This window comes from Microbacterium croceum, from assembly GCF_023091245.1.
GTDB classification, from domain to species: domain Bacteria; phylum Actinomycetota; class Actinomycetes; order Actinomycetales; family Microbacteriaceae; genus Microbacterium; species Microbacterium croceum.
In genome coordinates this window covers 769,756-786,988 of sequence record NZ_JAHWXN010000001.1, presented here as the reverse complement: position 1 = coordinate 786,988, position 17,233 = coordinate 769,756, and the positions used below count along the sequence as shown (strand labels likewise).

The 17,233-nt window shown below is 69.0% G+C and carries 15 protein-coding genes; 2 read left to right on the top strand and 13 right to left on the bottom strand.

Annotated elements, in window-relative coordinates; translation table 11 throughout:
* Positions 1–21: 21 nt before the first annotated feature.
* The 5 genes from KZC51_RS03695 to KZC51_RS03675 are packed head-to-tail and all read right to left on the bottom strand — an operon-like array spanning position 22 to position 6,498.
* Positions 22–1,398 (bottom strand): hypothetical protein, encoded by a 1,377-nt coding sequence (locus KZC51_RS03695; RefSeq protein WP_247628662.1) that lies wholly within the window; start codon positions 1,396–1,398, stop codon positions 22–24.
* Complete coding sequence (locus KZC51_RS03690; protein WP_247628661.1) at positions 1,395–3,158, bottom strand: ABC transporter ATP-binding protein; 1,764 nt, start codon at positions 3,156–3,158, stop codon at positions 1,395–1,397. Before KZC51_RS03690 ends, KZC51_RS03695 begins: the two co-directional genes overlap by 4 nt.
* On the bottom strand, positions 3,155–4,003 hold the full coding sequence (locus tag KZC51_RS03685; RefSeq protein WP_247628660.1) for an ABC transporter permease: 849 nt from the start codon (positions 4,001–4,003) through the stop codon (positions 3,155–3,157). Before KZC51_RS03685 ends, KZC51_RS03690 begins: the two co-directional genes overlap by 4 nt.
* Positions 3,996–4,958: an ABC transporter permease gene (locus KZC51_RS03680; protein WP_247628659.1), complete on the bottom strand. Its 963-nt coding sequence runs from the start codon at positions 4,956–4,958 to the stop codon at positions 3,996–3,998. The genes KZC51_RS03685 and KZC51_RS03680 overlap by 8 nt, the downstream gene beginning before the upstream one ends.
* 1 nt (position 4,959) lies before the next feature.
* The gene (locus KZC51_RS03675; protein ID WP_247628658.1) at positions 4,960–6,498 is read right to left on the bottom strand and encodes an ABC transporter substrate-binding protein; all 1,539 of its coding nucleotides are present in this window, start codon (positions 6,496–6,498) and stop codon (positions 4,960–4,962) included.
* 224 nt (positions 6,499–6,722) lie between these two features.
* Here KZC51_RS03675 and KZC51_RS03670 point away from each other — a divergent pair, with 224 nt between their 5' ends.
* Positions 6,723–7,373 carry a GntR family transcriptional regulator gene (locus tag KZC51_RS03670; protein WP_247628657.1) on the top strand — a complete coding sequence of 217 codons (651 nt, stop codon included), beginning with the start codon at positions 6,723–6,725 and terminating at the stop codon, positions 7,371–7,373.
* A gap of 8 nt (positions 7,374–7,381) precedes the next feature.
* Entirely contained in the window at positions 7,382–8,215 is an 834-nt protein-coding gene (locus KZC51_RS03665; protein ID WP_247628656.1) for an SDR family NAD(P)-dependent oxidoreductase, read from the top strand.
* A 143-nt stretch (positions 8,216–8,358) separates the two neighbouring features.
* On the opposite strand, the gene KZC51_RS03660 is transcribed toward KZC51_RS03665, so the two are convergent.
* The 8 genes from KZC51_RS03660 to KZC51_RS03625 all read right to left on the bottom strand — a co-directional run bounded on the left by KZC51_RS03660 (position 8,359) and on the right by KZC51_RS03625 (position 17,104).
* Positions 8,359–10,506, bottom strand: a complete 2,148-nt coding sequence (locus tag KZC51_RS03660) for a peptidase C14 (protein WP_247628655.1) — start codon at positions 10,504–10,506, stop codon at positions 8,359–8,361.
* A 70-nt stretch (positions 10,507–10,576) separates the two neighbouring features.
* Entirely contained in the window at positions 10,577–10,831 is a 255-nt protein-coding gene (locus tag KZC51_RS03655) for a hypothetical protein (protein ID WP_247628654.1), read from the bottom strand.
* Positions 10,828–11,829: a hydroxyacid dehydrogenase gene (locus KZC51_RS03650; RefSeq protein ID WP_247628653.1), complete on the bottom strand. Its 1,002-nt coding sequence runs from the start codon at positions 11,827–11,829 to the stop codon at positions 10,828–10,830. The genes KZC51_RS03655 and KZC51_RS03650 overlap by 4 nt, the downstream gene beginning before the upstream one ends.
* 38 nt (positions 11,830–11,867) lie before the next feature.
* Positions 11,868–12,929, bottom strand: a complete 1,062-nt coding sequence (locus KZC51_RS03645) for a dihydrodipicolinate synthase family protein (RefSeq protein ID WP_247628652.1) — start codon at positions 12,927–12,929, stop codon at positions 11,868–11,870.
* Positions 12,929–13,963, bottom strand: coding sequence for an NAD-dependent epimerase/dehydratase family protein (locus tag KZC51_RS03640; protein WP_247628651.1), 1,035 nt, complete (start codon positions 13,961–13,963; stop codon positions 12,929–12,931). Before KZC51_RS03640 ends, KZC51_RS03645 begins: the two co-directional genes overlap by 1 nt.
* 19 nt (positions 13,964–13,982) lie before the next feature.
* Positions 13,983–14,891 carry a carbohydrate ABC transporter permease gene (locus tag KZC51_RS03635; RefSeq protein WP_247628650.1) on the bottom strand — a complete coding sequence of 303 codons (909 nt, stop codon included), beginning with the start codon at positions 14,889–14,891 and terminating at the stop codon, positions 13,983–13,985.
* Complete coding sequence (locus tag KZC51_RS03630; protein WP_247628649.1) at positions 14,888–15,793, bottom strand: carbohydrate ABC transporter permease; 906 nt, start codon at positions 15,791–15,793, stop codon at positions 14,888–14,890. The genes KZC51_RS03635 and KZC51_RS03630 overlap by 4 nt, the downstream gene beginning before the upstream one ends.
* Before the next feature lie 69 nt (positions 15,794–15,862).
* Positions 15,863–17,104 carry an ABC transporter substrate-binding protein gene (locus KZC51_RS03625; RefSeq protein WP_247628648.1) on the bottom strand — a complete coding sequence of 414 codons (1,242 nt, stop codon included), beginning with the start codon at positions 17,102–17,104 and terminating at the stop codon, positions 15,863–15,865.
* Positions 17,105–17,233 lie beyond the last annotated feature (129 nt).

Genomic DNA, 17,233 nt, shown 5'->3' with positions numbered 1-17,233 from the left:
GTCTAGCGGTCGGGGCGACTCTCAGGCGAGCAGCTCCGCGATCGCCTCGGCGGCGTGCTCCACCAGCAGCTCCAGCGCCCCGGGGGCGAGGGGCGTCTGCCAGGCCTGATACGCCCCGCGGTCGTAGGCGTCGCGCGTCGGCAGGTACACGAAGCCCGGCCCGTTCGTGAGGTTCATCACGACGATCGGCGTCTCGGGGAAGCGTGCGCGCAACGTCGTCTGCAACAGCGAGTACGCCTCGCCCGGATGCCCGACGATGATCGCGTCGCCGAGTCGCCAGGCCCAGACCGGATGCTGCACCGTCGGCCCGTCGATGTACCCGTCGCGCAGGTTGCGCGCTCGCCCCAGTCGCTCCTCGCGCGAGCGCGGGTCGATGTGCTTCCACTCCTCGGCGAGCTCGTCGATCGTGGGCAGGTCGCGCAGCGGCAGCTCGACGTTCGTCAGCGACGCCGCGGCATCCGTGCCGCCGTCGACCGCACGCCCAGCCCAGATCGCCAACGGCGCACCCGACTCGACGACGCCCTCGAGCGTCAGCTCCTCGCCGGGCGTCGGCAGCGCATCGAGAGCCGCAAGCACCGCATGCCCGAGCGAGCGTCCGTGGCGATCCACGACCCCGACGTCCCCGGTGTACTGCTCGCGCGGCGCGAGCTCGCCCGAGGCTCCCTGCACGAACAGGCACGGCGCCCCGGTCGCCGACTCGACGATCTCGCGCATCGCGCCGACATAGTCCGGCGAGACCTCGCGGCTCTGCCAGGCGAGGGTCGTGGGGTGGCAGGCATAGTTCACGAGCGTGGCGCGCACGACGCCGTCGACGCTGATACGACCGATCGTCACAGTGTCATCCGCCGTGCCCGCAGGGTTGTAGCCGACGAGTGCGCGACCGTCGACGTCGAGCTCGCGGTCGGCCGCCAGCGTGCAGGTGCCGGTCGCCCACTCGATGAGTCCGGGAACGGCACCTTCGAGCGCTTCCCGCCCTGCGGCGATGCCGGCGGAGGCGAGCGCGTCGAGGTAGCCCGGGATGAGTTCGCCCCCGGGCAGATGCGCGTCAGCCGCGCACAGCACGGCCCCGGCGTGGGTGTGCGAGAGCGAGAGCATGAGCTGGTCGGGCTCCAGCCCGAGACCGGCGAGGATCGCCCCGCGCACCGCCTGCTCGTCGGCGACCCGACGCCACCAGGTGCCGTCGACCGCGAGCAGCACCCGAGGACGCTCATCCGACGAGATCAGCGCGAGCGCGGTCAGCTCGAACGGGCGATGCGCGCCCTCTGAGCGCTCCCAGTCCGCCGGACCCCAGTTCTTGGCGCGGATGCCGAGGGGCGGGGTGATGTCACGTCGGGCGATGCCGATGCGCGCCGCGGTGCGCGGGATGCGGATGCGGTCGCCGATCGCTGTCGATGTCATCTGACGCCCCTTCCCGCCACGGATGCGGCCGGGATCACGCCCGTGCCCACTCCCTGAGCGTGCCACAGCGCCGCAGCCTCGGCACGCCGACGGCGCTCCCGCACCGGATCGGCGACCGGGATCGCCGCCATGAGCCCGCGCGTGTACTCGTGCTGCGGGTTCGCGAACAGGGCATCGCGGGCGCCGATCTCGACGATGCGCCCCTGCTGCATGACCGCGACCGTCGACGACATGTACCGGATGACCGCGAGATCGTGGCTGATGAACAGGTAGGTCAGCCCCAGCTCCGCCTGCAGCTCGCGCAGCAGATTGAGCACCTGCGCCTGGATCGACACGTCGAGAGCCGAGACGGACTCGTCGAGCACCAGGAACTCCGGCTCGAGCACGAGCGAGCGCGCGATCGACACGCGCTGACACTGCCCACCCGACATCGAGCGGGGCAGCCGGTGCGTGAACTCCTCGTCCAGCCGCACGCGGTGCATCGCCTCACGCACCTTCTCGGCGCGCGTGGCGCGGGTGCCGATGCCGTGCGCGAGCAGCGGAGCCTCGATGATCTGAGCCACCGTCTGCCGACGGTTCAGCGCCGAGAACGGGTCCTGGAACACCATCTGCATCCGCCGCCGCAGCTGCCGCAGGTCCTCGCCGCGCAGCTCGTGCGGGCGGTGGCCGTCGAAGACCACGGCACCCGCGTCGATCCGGCCGAGCGCGAGCACCGCCTTCGAGACGGTCGACTTGCCCGACCCCGACTCGCCCACCAGGCCGACGGTCTCACCGCGGCGGATCTGGAACGACACGTCGTCGACCGCTGTGACGCGTCGCCCGGAGCCGAGCGTGAACACCTTCGAGAGCCCCTGCACATCGACGAGCACGTCTCCGCTCTCGCGGGCCCGGTCGATCGCGCTGATCGAGCCTGCTTCCGTCACGGCCTCCGTACCGCGTTCGAGCACCTCGGCCGCGGTGCGGATCGGCTGGTGCACGTCGATCGTGAGATCGACGACCGCCCCCAGCAACGCCTTCGTGTAGGGATGCTCCGGCTCGGCGTAGAGCGTGTCGACCGGCGCCTCCTCGATCACGCGTCCATGGCGCATCACGTGGATGCGCTCGCAGAAGCCCGCCGCCACGCCCAGGTCGTGCGTGATCAGGATCACGGCGGTGCCGTGCTCATCCGCCAGCTTGTCGAGCAGGTCGATGATGCGCGACTGGGTCGTGACATCCAGCGCCGTCGTCGGTTCATCCGCGATCAGCACGGCAGGTCGCGACGACATGGCCATCGCGATCATCACGCGCTGGCGCATCCCGCCGGAGAACTCGTGGGGGTACTGCGCGAGGCGTTCCTCGGGCAGCGGCACCCCCACCTCCGTCAGCAGCTCGACCGCCCTGGCACGCGCCGCCTCCTTGGAGACGCGGTCGTGCAGCCGGATCGCCTCGACCAGCTGGTGGCCGATCGTGCGCACCGGATTGAGCGACGACATCGGGTCCTGGTAGACCATCGCGATCTCGCCGCCGCGCACGCGGGTCATCTCCCGCTTGCTGAGCGTGAGCAGCTCCCGATCGCGCAGACGGATGCTGCCGCCGAGCGTCGCGCCGTCGTTGAGCCGCATGATCGACAGCGCCGTGAGCGACTTGCCCGAGCCGGACTCGCCGACCAGGCCGATCCGCTCGCCGGGGCGCACCGAGAAGCTGATGCCCTTGACCGGCATCGCATCGCCGTAGGAGACGGTGAGGTCCTGCACCTGCAGGACGGGCGTGACATCCGTCATCGTCCCTTCCCCTTCCGATCGCCGCCGAACTGGTCGGCGAGCACGTTGAGCAGCCAGATGGTGACGAAGATGAACAGCGCGGGGAAGAGCACATACCCGATCGACTGGTACATCTTCTGGTAGCCCTGCTGCACGAGAGTGCCCCAGGTCGCCTCGGGGGGCGCGATGCCCAGACCGACGAAGCTCATCGAGGCCTCCAGCAGGATGGCGTTGGCCGCATTGATGGCGGCCTGCACCACGATCGGCCCCCGTGCGTTCGGGAGCACCTCGGCGAACAGCAGCCGACTGCGCTTGGAGCCGAAGGCGATCGCCGCCGTGAAGTAGTCCTCCTGCAGTTCGCTGAGCACCGAGGAGCGCACGAGCCGGGCGGTCGTCGGGGTGAGCAGGATGCCGATGATCACGGCCAGCTTGACCGGATCGGCGCCGAACGCCGAGATGAAGACGAGCGCGAACAGGATCTGCGGGATCGCCATCACGGTGTCGGCGAGCCGCATCAGGATCTCGTCCCAGAGCCCGCGAGCGAACGCGGCCGCCATTCCCCAGGCGATGCCGAGCACCATCGCGACCAGTGTCGCACCGCCGGCGATGAAGATCGTCAGCTGCCCGCCGTAGAGCACGCGGCTGAACAGGTCGCGCCCGAGCTCATCCGTGCCGAACAGATGCACGGCCGAGGGGCCGGCGAACCGGTCGGATGACTGGGCGGACGGATCGAACGGCGCGATGAGAGGAGCCAGCACGCAGGCCAGCACGATGAGTGCCAGCAGAGCCAGCGGGATCCAGGAGGCGAGCGCGAGCCGGCGACGGGGTCGGGTCGACCGCAGCGCGAGAGTGAGGGTGTCAGCCACGGCTGCTCCTTGCACGAAGACGCGGGTCGAGCACTCCGTAGAGGAGGTCGACGATGAGCGTGGTGAGGATGAACATCGCCGAGATCAGCAGCACCACGGATTGCAGCACCGCGTAGTCGCGCTTGAACACGGCGTCGATCGCGAGCGAGCCCAGTCCCGGCACCCCGAACACGTACTCGACGATCACGACACCGCCGAGCGTGTAGCCGACGATCAGTCCGAGCATCGTGAGTCCGGGGATCAGCGCGTTGCGCAGTGCGTGACCGAGCACGACACCGCTCGCGGACTGGCCCTTGCCCTTCGCGGTGCGGATGTAGGGCGCATCGAGCACCTCGACCATGGATGCCCGCAGGAAGCGCATGAGGAGCGGCGCCGCGGCGAAGGCGAGGGTGAGAGCGGGCAGGATCATGCGCACCAGGTTGTCGCCCGGGTCATCGCTGAATGGCGTGTACCCGCGCGCGGGCAGCACCTTGAGCTGCACCGCGAACACCACGATCAGCACGATGCCGATCAGGAACTGCGGCAGCGCCATGCCCGCGGTCGAGATCGCGGTGAGGATGCGGTCGACGACGCCGAGCGGACGCAGCGACGCGATCACGGCGGCCGGTGTCGCGATCAGCACCGCCAACAGGATGCCGATGACGGTGAGCTCGATCGTGGCGGGGAAGCGCTGCGCGATGAGCTCGGAGACCGAGTACTGATTGAAGTACGACTGGCCGAAGTCACCCGTGAAGACCCCGCCGATCCAGCGCAGGTACTGCTCGATGATCGGTGCGTCGAGACCGGCCTCCTCCCGGAGGCGCTGCAGCATCTCGGCGTCGACGCCGGGGGTCGAGCCGAGCCGGGTGATGACGGGGTCGCCCGGCAGCAGCCGGAGCACCACGAAGACGAGGAGCGAGGTGGCGATCAGCATCGCGATGCTGATCGCCACCCGCCGAAGGATGGACAGAGCCACGTCAGCCCTTCAGCTGCGCGTTCTCGAGGTGCAGCTGTCCGCCGCCCTCGACCCACACGCCGTCGACCTTGGTGCTGGTCGCCGTGACCACCGTGGACTGCAGCGGCACGATCAGCGGGACCTGCTGGTTGATGATCGTCTGCACGGTGCCCCACTTCTCGGCGCGGGCGGTCTCGTCGGGCTCGGCGACGGCATCCGCGAACGCCTGCTGGAAGTCCGGATCGACCCAGTTGCACTCGCAGCGACCCTCGAGGTAGAAGTTCAGCGAGTACGCGGGCTCCGGCGGAGTGGACTGGAAGTTCGGCACGATGTAGCCGGGGAAGCTCTTGCCTGCGGGGTAGAACGAGTCGACCCACGTGCCGATGTCGTTGTTGTCGATCTTGAGCGTGATGCCGATCTCCTTCAGGCTCGCCTGCAGGATCTCACCGCTCGTGTTCCACTCCGGATACTGGCCCGCGATGCCCCACCAGGTGAGGGTGCTGCCCTCGGTGACGCCCGCCTCGGCGAACAACTGCTTGGCCTTGTCGAGGTCGTAGGAGTAGTCGGTCAGGTCGCCGCCGAACCAGGGGTTGACCTCGCCGAGCGCGTTGTTGGTGGGCGAGACGGTGCCCTGTCCGTAGTACGCGGCCTCGAGGATGGCCTCGCGGTCGGTCGCGTAGGCGAGAGCCTGGCGCGCACGGACGTCGTCGAACGGCGCCGACTGCGTGTCGACCTCCCACGAGGGCCACTGGCTGGGGTTGTCGGGGGTGACGAGCGCGATGTCGCCGCCGCCTTCCAGCCCGGCGACGTCGCCCTGCGGCACCGACCACAGCACGTCGATGTCGCCGGAGCGCAGTCCGGTGACCGCTGCCGTGGATTCGGCGGCCTTCACCAGAGTGATCTCGTCGAGGGCCGGCGCCTCACCGAAGTACTCGGGGTTCGGGACGAGCGTCAGGCTGTCATCCGGTGTGAAGGCGTCGACGATGTACGGACCGGTGCCGATCGGCTCCTTGTCGATCGTGTCGAGCGCGTCGACGTCGAGCATCTTGACCCAGACGATGCCGGCGGCGAAGGTCGCGATCGGCTCGGAGAGGGTGATCACGACGGTCTTGTCGTCGGATGCCGCGACATCCGTGACCATCGAGATCTTGTTCTTCTCCTGGGTCGCGGTCTCGGGGTCGAGGTAGTACTCGAAGGACGCCACCGCGTCTTCCGCCGTGAACGGGTCGCCGTTCGAGAACGTGACGCCGTCGCGCAGGGTGAAGGTCCAGGTCATCTGGTCGTCCGACACCTCCCACTTCTCAGCGAGGTCGCCGACGATCTCACCGGACTCGTCGGTCTTGGTCAGGCCGTTCCACAGCAGCGGGAACAGCACCTCCTCCCAGGCGAACGTGCGGATCGCGGGATTGAGCTGCGGGATGCCCTGCGCGGCGGCGACGGTCAGGGTCCCGCCCTCCTGCGCCTGGCCGTCGGGGGTCGAGGGCGTGCTGCTGCAGCCGACAGTCATGAGGGCGACGGTGAGCAGCGCTGCTCCGCCCAGCCATACACGGCGACGAGACATGGTGCCTCCAAGGGGTAGATGGTGCTTCGGGTAGTGAAGGGTTTCGCTATAGCATGTAGCAAAACAAGATCTTCGTCTAGTGCGAATCGGGCGGATGCGGTTACGTTCTCGTTACGCTCGCCGGACGGGTCATCCCGCCACCGCCCCAAATCTGCCATAGCATCGGTCGATGCAGGAACTTGTCCGGGAGCCCCTCGGTTCGCGGCACAGACAGGAGAGCCACCGTGCGCAGCGTTTCGGACCAGAACATCGCCGAACAGGTCGCTGACGAGCTGCGCTCGGCCATCCACTCCGGCGAACTCGCCCCCGGAGAGCGCCTGGTGGAGCGCAAGCTCGCCGACCGGCTCGGCGTCAGCCACATCCCGGTGCGCGAAGCCCTGACCCGCCTCGCCGAGGAGCGCCTGATCACGCGCGAGCCGCGCCGCGGCGCCCGCGTCGCCCAGCTCAGCGCGCAGGATCTCGAGGAGATCTCCAGCCTGCGGATCGTGCTGGAGCAGTTCATGGCGATCCGCGTCCAGGAGCGATGGAACGCGGAGTCGGCCGCTCGCCTCGGCGCGATCATCCAGGACATGTCGGCGGCCGCCCCCGGCGACATCGCCGAGGTGCTGCGGCAGGACCGCCTGTTCCACGAGACGCTCGCCGACCTCGCGGAACACCGGTTCCTCGACGAGCTGAGCACCCAGCTCCGCGGGCGCATCGCCGGGTTCCTCCATGCCGCGAACGCGGCGCTCGACCCCGCCGAACAGGAGGAGCACGTGCGCAGCCATCAGCAGATCGTGGATGCCATCGCGAGCGGCGATCCCGACCGCGCTCGCGACGTGATCGCCGAGCACGTGACCAGGGCCGTCGAGCGCATCACCCCGTCTGCCGAGTGAGCGCCGCCGTGCGCCCGAGGACGATCGTCATCACGGGAGCCTCCGACGGCATCGGCGCCGCGGCCGCCCGACAGCTGGCCGATGCGGACCACCGGCTGATCCTCGTGGGCCGCTCCCCCGAGAAGACCAGGGCCGTGGCCGCCGAGACCGGGGCCACGCATTTCGTCGCCGACTTCGCGCGGCTCGACGAGGTGCGTGAGCTCGCGGCGCAGGTCGCGGCCGAGGTGGGCGAAGAGGGCATCGACGTGCTGGCGAACAACGCCGGCGGCATCTTCGGCGATCAGACGCCCACGGTCGACGGCTTCGAGAAGACGCTGCAGGTCAACCACCTGGCGCCCTTCCTGCTCACGAACCTGCTGCTCCCCGTGCTGCTGCGGTCGGATGCGGCGGTTGTCAACACCTCGAGCGTCGCCCACCGGCTGTTCGGGCACCTCGACGTCGACGACCTCGACAACCGCCGCAGATACAGTGCCAACAAGGCCTACGGCGACGCGAAGCTCGCGAACGTGCTCTTCACGAAGAGCCTGCACACGAAGTTCCACGCCGAAGGGCTGCGGTCGGTCGCCTTCCACCCCGGCACGGTGAGCACGAACTTCGCCTCCGAGTCATCCAGCATCATGCGGCTCGTGTACCGCACTCCGCTCAAGCGCCTCCTGCTCATCAGCGCGGAGAAGGGCGGCGGCAACCTGCGCTGGTTCATCGACGGCATCCCCGACGAGACCTGGTTCTCGGGCGCCTATTACGACGAGCGCGTGCTCAGCAACCGTGTGAATCCGCAGACCGATGACGCCGCCCTCGCCGAAGCCCTCTGGCAGCGCAGCGCGGAGCTCGTGGGGCTGTAGCCGCGCCGAATCCCGCACGCGAATCGAAGGAGAACTCCCGTTCTGAAGGAGCCGAATCGGCATGTGATCCTTCAGAACGAGAGTTCTCCTTCAGAACGTGCGAGGCGGATGCCGGGGCACGGGGCCCTTCGACCGCGCGCGGCTCAGACCACGAGGTTCGCGGTGTCGACCACGCGGTCGCCCTCGACGGGGAACGCGGTGCGGGCGACGCCGGACTCGACGTTGCCGGTGTGCAGCAGCGTGGACTCCGTACCGAATGCACCGTCGGCGAGCTCGACCGCCCCGCCCTCGAAGCGGTTGCCCACGGCGCGGTAGTGCGTGACCCCGGTCTTGACCGCGACGTGGGTGGCCGAGCCCTCCGCGCGGAACGTGCTGTCGGACAGGGCCAGGTGCAGGGCTCCGCTCCCGGTGCGCGAGATCCCGGTGCCGCCCTTGATCGCGACATCCGAACCCGCGATCTCGACCGTCTGCACCTCGCCGCGCGCCGCCGCGATCCGGGTGTTGCGCAGCGTGGAGCCCTCGAACCGCAGCCGCTCCGACGACGAGACGACCGGTCCGGCATCCTCCGCCGCGGTCAAGGTCGAGCCGCGGAAGGTCACCGCGCCCGCCCCCGCGATCTTCATGCCGCCGACACCGCTGAGCACCGTGTCGACGAAGGTGACCGGCGTCTTCACGGTGGCGTTCGTGAGCTCCCCCGGCGCGACGAAGGTGAAGTGCGAGTCGGCGATCACGGTCGGCCGCGCGGAGTTGTCGGATGCCTGCGTGATGATGAGCGTGTCAGACGCCGTGCATCCGCGCAGCTGGGCGCCGTCGGCGTTGATCCACAGCATCCCCGACCCCGCCAGTGAGGGCTTGCCGATCACCTGCACGTCCTCGAGCGTGAGGTCGGTGATGCGCACGCGGGCCACGAACCACGAGCACACGTGCTTGCGCACCGTGATGCGCTTGGCCGCCGAGCCCCAGGCCGCGCCGGAGTTCGCGAACGTCATGAGCCCCGAGTTGCCGGTGTAGGTGAGGTCGTGCTCGTACTGTCCGTGCGTGACGAACGGCCCCTGGTCGTCACCGTCGCCGTGGCAGTTCTCGACCAGGCAGTACGCGCTCGCGGTGAAGTCGTTCAGGTGACGCGCGTTCGACGTGTGGCAGTTCGCGACGTAGCCGTAGAGGCAGTAGATCTGCTGCGTCAGGTAGCCGGCGCCGCCCCACGTGACCGAGGTCGGGTTCGTGAGGGTGCAGCTCTCGGTCGAGAAGTAGGTGTTCCACCGGCGCTGGATGAGCGGCCAGAAGGTGCCGGTGCCGTCGATGTGGTCGACGTCGCAGCGCACCGCGTACTCGAAGGCCAGCGGATGCGAGCCGGTGTACTCGTCGGTCCCGGTGCCGAGGAACTTCAGGTTCGACACCGTGACGTCGTGCACGGGCACCACCCGTCGCCACGTGATGGTGCGGTCCTTGCCGAGCGGCCAGCCGTTCTTGTAGTTGATGCGGATGTGCGTGCCGTCGACGATCTGCGTCACCTGCACCAGGCGCTGAAGCTCGCGCTCCCACCGACCGGACAGCCCGTTGACCTCGGCGGCATACCACGTACCCACCGAGAAGAACGAGGAGTCCGCGACCGGAAAGATGTCGGCCAGGTCGGGCACGGTCTCCCCGAGGCGGGCCTCCTGCACGTCATCGGTCACCTCGCCGCGGAAGAACATGACCGCGGCGAAGGGATCATCCTTCGGCGCGTTCTCGATCCCCGCGGTCGTCATGAGGTGGTTGCCGAAATCGAGGGCGAGGTTCGAGCGCGTGAAACGGTGGCGCCGCACGAAGTTCAGGTCGGTGTGCGCCTCGATCCGGTGGATGGCGGGGTCGGCCACCATGGCGTCGAGGGCGTCGTCGGCGGGTGTCGAGGCGTCGGCGATGCCGAACTGGCGGAAGTCCACGACTCCCGCGTGCACCAGTACCCACACCCCCTCCTTGCGGGCGGCGAGCACGGTGCCGCCGTTGACGGCCGGCGCATCCTTCTTCACGAAGCGGTACAGCCCGTCGCCGCCGTCTCCCGGGGTCGCGTAGCCCGCGGTACGCACGAGCTCTCCGGCCTTGCCCTTGCGCTTCGCGAGATCGGATGCGGTGCCGACGCCCGCGACCGACGTCGAGCCCGCAGAGCTCTGCGGCACGAGGGGTCCGGCCGCTTGGGCGGGCCCGGTCGTGGCGACGGCGGCGACGCCGCCCAGCGCCGCGGCGCCGAATCCGGCGAGCAGCATCCTCCGGCTGCGAAGAGCCGCGGTCTCGGTGTTCTCCTGATACGTCATGGTGATCCTCCTTGCGGCGTCGTCGCCGCGGTCGTGCGCCCGCCGTCTCCGGCCAGGGCGCGTTCTCCGGTCAGTCCCCAGATCCCCAGTCCCGTGTCCGAGCGGATGCCCGGATGTTCGTCTGCTCCCGTGCCGCCTCCGCCCCGACGGGGCCGTGGAATCCGAGCGACTCGTTCGGATCCTCCATCGGGAGCACGACCGAGCGGATGCCGGATGCCGTGAGGAGCACGACCGCGTACGCATCAGGCCCGGGCACCCCGCTCACCAGCACCTCCACCGGCACCTCGTCCGCCCGCCCTTCGACGCGCAGCCTTGGCCCGGTCATGCCATGGACGACAGCTGGTCGCGATCGATCGCGTGCACGAGCGGACGGCCCTCGAGGAAGGCGGCGACCTCGTCGGCCACGATGTGCCCCTGTCGCCGGCGGCCTTCCGCCGTGCCCGCCGCGCGATGCGGGGTGAGCAGCACACCGGGAAGCGAACGGAAGGGGTGGTCGGCGGCGAACGGCTCCTCGTCGAACACATCGATCGCGGCGCTCAGCCGGCCCGCGCCCAGTTCCGCGATCAGCGCCTGTTCGTCGACCAGCCACGACCGGGCCGTGTTGACCAGGCCCGCGCCGTCGCGCATCAGCGCCAGCTCGCGGCGACCGATCAGGTGGTGCGTCTCGGGCAGCGTCGGCGCATGCACCGCGACGATCTGGGCGCGGCGCAGCGCCTCATCGAGCGAGACGGGTTCCGCCCCGAGCTCGGCGGCGGCGGCCGGGTCGAGGGTGGGGTCGACCAGCAGCGGTTCGGCGCCGAGCGCACGGATCAGCGCGAGGTAGGAACGCCCGGTGCGGGAAGCTCCGATCACGGCGATCGGCGCGCCCAGGATCTCGTGCTGCACGCCGGCGGCCTCGGCGTCGTACCAGCCTCCGCCCTCGCGCAGAGCGTTGTGCATCTCGGGCACCCGGTGCAGCAGTGCGAGCGTGAACGTGAGCGACACCTCGGCCACCGGGCGCGCCATCCCCGCACCCGCCTGGGTCACGGCGATGCCCCGGTCGAACAGCTCCTCGGTCACGAAGGCCTTGAGCGATGCACCGGTGTGGGCCACGAGCTCCAGTCGCGGCAGGGCCGACAGCCTGGCCGCATCGAACGGTCCGACGCCCCAGCTGGTGATGACGATGCGGACCTCGTCGAGCACGGCGTCGGCCAGGCGGTCGACGCGCACGAACGATCCGCCCGCCTGCGCGGCGAGGGCGTGGAGCCGCGCGGTGTCGGCATCCGAGAAGAACTCCGCGAACAGCTCGGCGGAGACCACGGCGACGATGCTCGGTGCACTCATGTCATCCCTCTCGGCTCATCTCGACGCACGCGCTCATCTCAGCGCAGCCAGGCGTCGAGGTTCTCGGCGATGAAGGCGTCGTCGTTCAACGCCGGGTAGGCCTCACGCACGCGCGCGATCTCCTCAGCCTGCCCCGGCGACAGCCCCTCGTCCGGGTCGAGGCACCAGACGCCGTCGAGCAGCCCCTGCTGCCGGAGCATCTCGTGCACTCCCGCGATCACGCCGTGGAAGTCATGACCGGGATCGAACACCGCCTGGTTCACGTCGACCATGTCGGAGGCGAGGAGTCCGAGTTCGCGGTAGGCGTCGGCGTCGCCCTCCATCGACCGACGTGCGCGTTCCAGCAGTGCGACGGCGGCGCGCGTGCCGACCGCCCACTGCCCGAGGAGTCCGCCGACGAAGCGCAGCGTGCGCGGACCCGAGGGCGAGTCGACGTGGAACTCCGAGAGCAGGTCGGCGACGATCGCGTCGTCGTTGCCCGTGTAGAGGGCGATCTCGTCGGCACGGCCGGAGGCGGCGACGCCGCGCACCAGCTCGAGTGTGCGGTACCGGTCGAACGGAGCGGCCTTCACGGCGACGACGGCGGGGATCGAGGCGAACTCGCGCCAGAACTCGCGATCGAGCACGGGGCCGCCGATCGCGGTCTGCAGGTAGAAGCCGATCAGCGGGCTGACCTCGCCGACCGCGCGAGCCCGATCGAGGAGCGCCGCGTCATCGGCTCCGTCGACACGCGGGCTCAGCAGCACGGCGTCGTAACCGAGGTCGCGAGCGAGCTCGGCCTCGGCCACCGCCTGTGCCGTGTCTCCCGTGACCCCGGCGATGCGCACGACATCGGCGTCGGCGCGGGCATCCATCTCCTCCGCGGCGAGCGCGAGGACCGGTTCGAACAGCGCATGCTCCGGGTCGCGGATCTCGAACTGCGTGGTGTGCACCCCGACCGCGATGCCGCCGGCACCCGCGTCGAGGTAGTAGCGTGTGAGCGCGCGCTGCCGACGCTCGTCGAGGCGACGGTCGGGGGTGAGCGCGAGCGGATGCGCGGGGACGACGGTGCCGCGGGCGAGGGTGGCCGCAGCTTCAGAGCGCAGGGTCGGCACGGGCATCAGAACTTCCCATCCCGCACGGCCCACTTGGTGGGCTTGGCCGTCATCGGCAGACCGCCCGCGATCCAATCGGCCTGCATGCGGATGAGCGACTCTGCGGGCACGGACGGGTAGCCGAACAGCGCCATGCACCGGCGCGCGTCACTGAGCAGCGCCGTCGGCAGCGGCTCATCGACCAGCGTGATCTCTCGGTCGAACAGCGTGCCGAAGCGGCGTGCGATCGACTCGACGCTCAGCAGCTCGGGTCCGGTGAGGTTGATCGTGAACGGCTCGGTCGACGCATGCACCAGGCTGCGCAGCACGACCTCGTTCGCATAGCCCTGCCAGATCACGTTGACGTTGGCGGTCGCGACCGACACGGGCTCTCCCGCGTACACGGCGCTGCCGATGTCGGCGAGCACCCCGTAGCGCAGGTCGACCGCGTAGTTCAGGCGGATGATCGCGACCTTCGTGCCACGCTCCTGGGCACCGAACTCGAAGACACGCTCGCGTCCGAGGCAGGACTGCGCGTACTCACCGATGGGGGCGGGGGCGACCTCTTCGGATGCTCCGCCGGAGGAGGCGGGCACGAAGGGGTAGATGTTGCCGGTGGACAGCACCGAGATCGCACTGTCGCGGTAGCGTCGGGCCACACGGTCGGGCAGCGCGGCGTTGACCTCCCAGGCCCACGAGGCATTGGTGGCGGCCCCGAACTTCGCACCGACCATGAACACCACGTTCGGGGCATCCGGCAGCGACGAGAAGTCGTCGTTCTCGATCAGGTCGAACGAGACGACCTCGACCCGCGCGGCCTCGAGGCGCGCGCGGATCGCGGCATCCCCGAAGCGGGAGACCGCGTAGACCGTGTCGTGCTGACGGCCTGCGGCATCCATTCCGCGGCGGGCGAGCATCGCCAGCGTCGGGCCCATCTTGCCGCCGGCGCCGAGGATCACAAGGTCACCCGCTCCGCGCGCGAGGTCGGCCACGAGCCCGGGGCTCGGGGTGGCGAGAGCTTCTTCGAGCTCCGCCTCGGAGGCGAATTCGTGCTGAGTCATGTCGTGCTTTCCCTTCTTCTCAGCCCTTGATCCCGGTACCGGCGACGCCTTCCTGCACGTACCGCTGAGCGATGAGGTACGCGAGGAAGATCGGCAGCAGCGCGACCACGGATCCGGCGAGCATGGTGCTCAGCGGGACGTTCTGCTGCTGCAGCGACGAGATGCCGACGGTGAGTGTGAACATCGAGTTGGACTTCGCGATGATGAGCGGCCACAGGAAGTCGTTCCAGTGCCACAGGAACACGAAGATCCCGAGAGTCGCGAGGATCGGCTTGCACAGCGGCAGCACGATCCGCAGGAAGATGCGGAACTCCCCGGCGCCGTCGATGCGCGCCGCCTCGAACAGCTCGTCGGGGAGCCCCTGGATGAACTGCCGCATCAGGAACACGGCCTGCGCGTTCGCGAGCGAGGGCAGGATCAGTCCCCAGTAGGTGTCGACGCCGCCGAGGTTCGCCATCAGGATGAACGTCGGGATGAGCGTGACGTGGAACGGCACCATGACCATGGCCAGGAACGACCAGAACATCACCTCCTTGCCGCGGAAGCGCTTCTTGGCGAAGGCGTAACCGGCGAGCGCCGAGAGGAAGAGGACGGCGACGACCGAGACGAGCGAGTAGATGAGGGTGTTGCCGAGCCAGCCGAGGATGTTCTGACCCGCCAGCACCTGCTCGTAGGCATCGAACGAGATGTCGGTCCAGGGCAGGAGCGATCCGGGGAGCTCGACGACCTTGCCGGGCTTCAGGCTCAGCACGACCATGGCGTAGAACGGGAAGAAGCTGAGGATGCCGGCCAGGCTCAGCCAGATCCAGCGCACCGCGACGCCCCAGCCGGTGGGTTCGAGGGCGCGGAACGAGCGGCGCTTCCTCGACGACGGCGAGGGGACCGGCGGGGTCTTCGCCGCGGACGGCGGCTGCAGGAGAGCGGTCATTTCTGCTTTCCGATCACGAGGCGCTGGATGAGGGCGACGACCAGGGTCATGATGAACAGCGCGACACCGACGGCGGCGGCGTAGCCGTAGTCGAAGTAGCGGAAGCCCTGGTCGTACAGCAGGTACACGAGCGAGTAGCTGGCGTTCGCAGGTCCACCCTGGGTCATCACATAGATCACGTCGAAGACCTGGAACGCGGCGGTGGTCTCGATGACCGCGAGGAAGAAGATGGTCGGACGCAGGTAGGGGAGCACGATCCAACGGAAGCGCTGCCAGGCGTTCGCGCCGTCGACCAGCGCGGCCTCCTCGAGCTCGCGCGGCACGTCCTGCAGGGCCGCGATCATGATCATCATGCCGTAGCCGAATCGCGACCAGACGCCCACGACGATGATGGCCGGGATGACGAGCACCGTGCTGCCCAGCCACGACCCGCCCAGTCCGAGCGGGGTCATCAGTGCCGACCAGGGTCCGTTCGCCGAGAAGATCCACACGAAGATCGAGCCGGCGAGCACCAGCGAGGTGATGACGGGCAGGAAGAAGATCGAGCGGAAGAACCGGGCTCCGCGGAACGCCCGGCGCACGCCCAAGGCCATCACGGTGGAGAGCACGAGCGAGATCGGCACGGCGAAGAGCGTGTAGATCACCGTGGTGCCCATCGCCCGCCAGAACAGCGGATCGGCGACCAGGCGCTGGAAGTTCTCCAGTCCGCGCCAGGAGATCTCACCGGTGATGTCGTAGTCGAACAGGCTCAGCGCGACGCCGACGATGCTCGGTCCGAAGCGGAAGGCGATGAACAGGAGGAAGGCGGGGAGCACGAACAGGAACGCCACGCGGGCCTCTCGCCGGGCGAGCACCCTGGTCACGCGGCCTGCGGGCCTCTTCGCCGTGGTTGCGGTCGTCATCAGTCGATACCTCTCAGGAGAGAAGGAGAGGGGGGCGTGCGGCGGGTTCCCGCACGCCCCCGGTCCTGCTTACTTCTTCAGCAGCGGTGCCGCGGCGGCCGCCGCATCCCCCAGGGCATCCGCCGGCGACTTCTGGCCGAGCAGCGCCGCCTGGATCTCCGGGGCGAGCACACCCATGAGAGCACGCGAGCTGGCGTTGAGCTCGCCGACCGTCGTGTCGGGTACGTACTTCTCGACCTCGCCCAGCAGCGGGTCATCCGCGTACAGCGGCTCGGTGGTGCTGAGTGCCGAGAAGTAGCCGGCCGCCGTGAGGTAGGGCTCGATCACGTCGGCGCTGGTCGCGTACTCGGCGAAGGCCGCAGCAGCCTCGGGGGCCTTCGAGCCCTTGAGCACCGAGAGCGTGCCGACCGTGCCGTATGCCACCGACTTCTTGTCGGTCAACGGCGCGAGCACCTTGACGTTCTCCTCGCCCCAGAACGGCGCGACTTCGGTGACGCCGTTGTTCCAGGTGCAGGCGACCTTGCCCTGGGCGATCGCGGTCTGCTCGAGCGGGACGTTCGTGGTCAGCGCCTCGGGGTCGAGCGCACCCGACTCCGCCAGGTCGGTGAGGAAGGTGAGCGCCTGCTCGCCGGCCTTGCTGTCGAAGCCGACGTCGCCGTCCTTCGTGAAGACCTCGCCACCCGCCTGCCACAGCAGCGGGTAGTAGGTGAGGTTGAGGGTGTTCTCGGCCGAGGCGGGGTAGTTCAGGGCGTACATCCCCTTCTCGGTGAACTTCGGGGCCATCTCGATGATGTCATCCCAGGTCTCCGGGTACTCGGTGACGCCGGCCGCCTCGAACGCCGCGGCGTTGCAGATGAGGGGCTGAGCGCTGGTGAGCACGGGGGCGCCGAGGATGTCGCCGTCGATCGTGACCGAGGTCTTGACGTTCGGCAGCAGATCGTTCTGCCGCTCCTCGCTCAGCAGATCATTGAGCGGGAGGATCGACTTCTGGTAGGCCGCGAGCTGATCGGGCACGAGGTAGACGAGGTCGGGGCCCTTGCCGGCGGCGATCGCCGTCTGCAGGGACTCGTCGCGGTTCGCCCACGGGAAGATCTCGTACTTCACGTTGACGTCCTTGTTGTCCTTCTCGAACGCGGCGATCGTCGTGTCCCAGAAGTCCTTATGCACCGCCTCATCGGCGATCACGGGGTACAGCCAGACGGTGATGTCCTGCTCCCCCGACGGGGCGCTGCCGCCGCCGGCCGAACATCCGGCCAACAACGTGGCGGCCGCGATGCCTGCGGCGACGCCGGTGAACTTGCTGACGCGCATGGTGCTCCTTTGCTAATGCCGTGCTGGGTCGTCTTATTATGACACCAGCGTGGGATAATTGGTCAAGTGCAGATTTGCACGCCGTTGTTACGTTTGTGTTTCCGGGTAGAAACCACCTCGTGTTGATTA

Coding starts and splice junctions, on each gene's coding strand:
- KZC51_RS03695 (WP_247628662.1), bottom strand. CDS start 1,398: ATGACATCGACAGCGATCGGCGACCGCATCCGCATCCCGCGCACCGCG.
- KZC51_RS03690 (WP_247628661.1), bottom strand. CDS start 3,158: ATGACGGATGTCACGCCCGTCCTGCAGGTGCAGGACCTCACCGTCTCC.
- KZC51_RS03675 (WP_247628658.1), bottom strand. CDS start 6,498: ATGTCTCGTCGCCGTGTATGGCTGGGCGGAGCAGCGCTGCTCACCGTC.
- KZC51_RS03660 (WP_247628655.1), bottom strand. CDS start 10,506: ATGACGTATCAGGAGAACACCGAGACCGCGGCTCTTCGCAGCCGGAGG.
- KZC51_RS03655 (WP_247628654.1), bottom strand. CDS start 10,831: ATGACCGGGCCAAGGCTGCGCGTCGAAGGGCGGGCGGACGAGGTGCCG.
- KZC51_RS03650 (WP_247628653.1), bottom strand. CDS start 11,829: ATGAGTGCACCGAGCATCGTCGCCGTGGTCTCCGCCGAGCTGTTCGCG.
- KZC51_RS03645 (WP_247628652.1), bottom strand. CDS start 12,929: ATGCCCGTGCCGACCCTGCGCTCTGAAGCTGCGGCCACCCTCGCCCGC.
- KZC51_RS03640 (WP_247628651.1), bottom strand. CDS start 13,963: ATGACTCAGCACGAATTCGCCTCCGAGGCGGAGCTCGAAGAAGCTCTC.
- KZC51_RS03635 (WP_247628650.1), bottom strand. CDS start 14,891: ATGACCGCTCTCCTGCAGCCGCCGTCCGCGGCGAAGACCCCGCCGGTC.
- KZC51_RS03630 (WP_247628649.1), bottom strand. CDS start 15,793: ATGACGACCGCAACCACGGCGAAGAGGCCCGCAGGCCGCGTGACCAGG.
- KZC51_RS03625 (WP_247628648.1), bottom strand. CDS start 17,104: ATGCGCGTCAGCAAGTTCACCGGCGTCGCCGCAGGCATCGCGGCCGCC.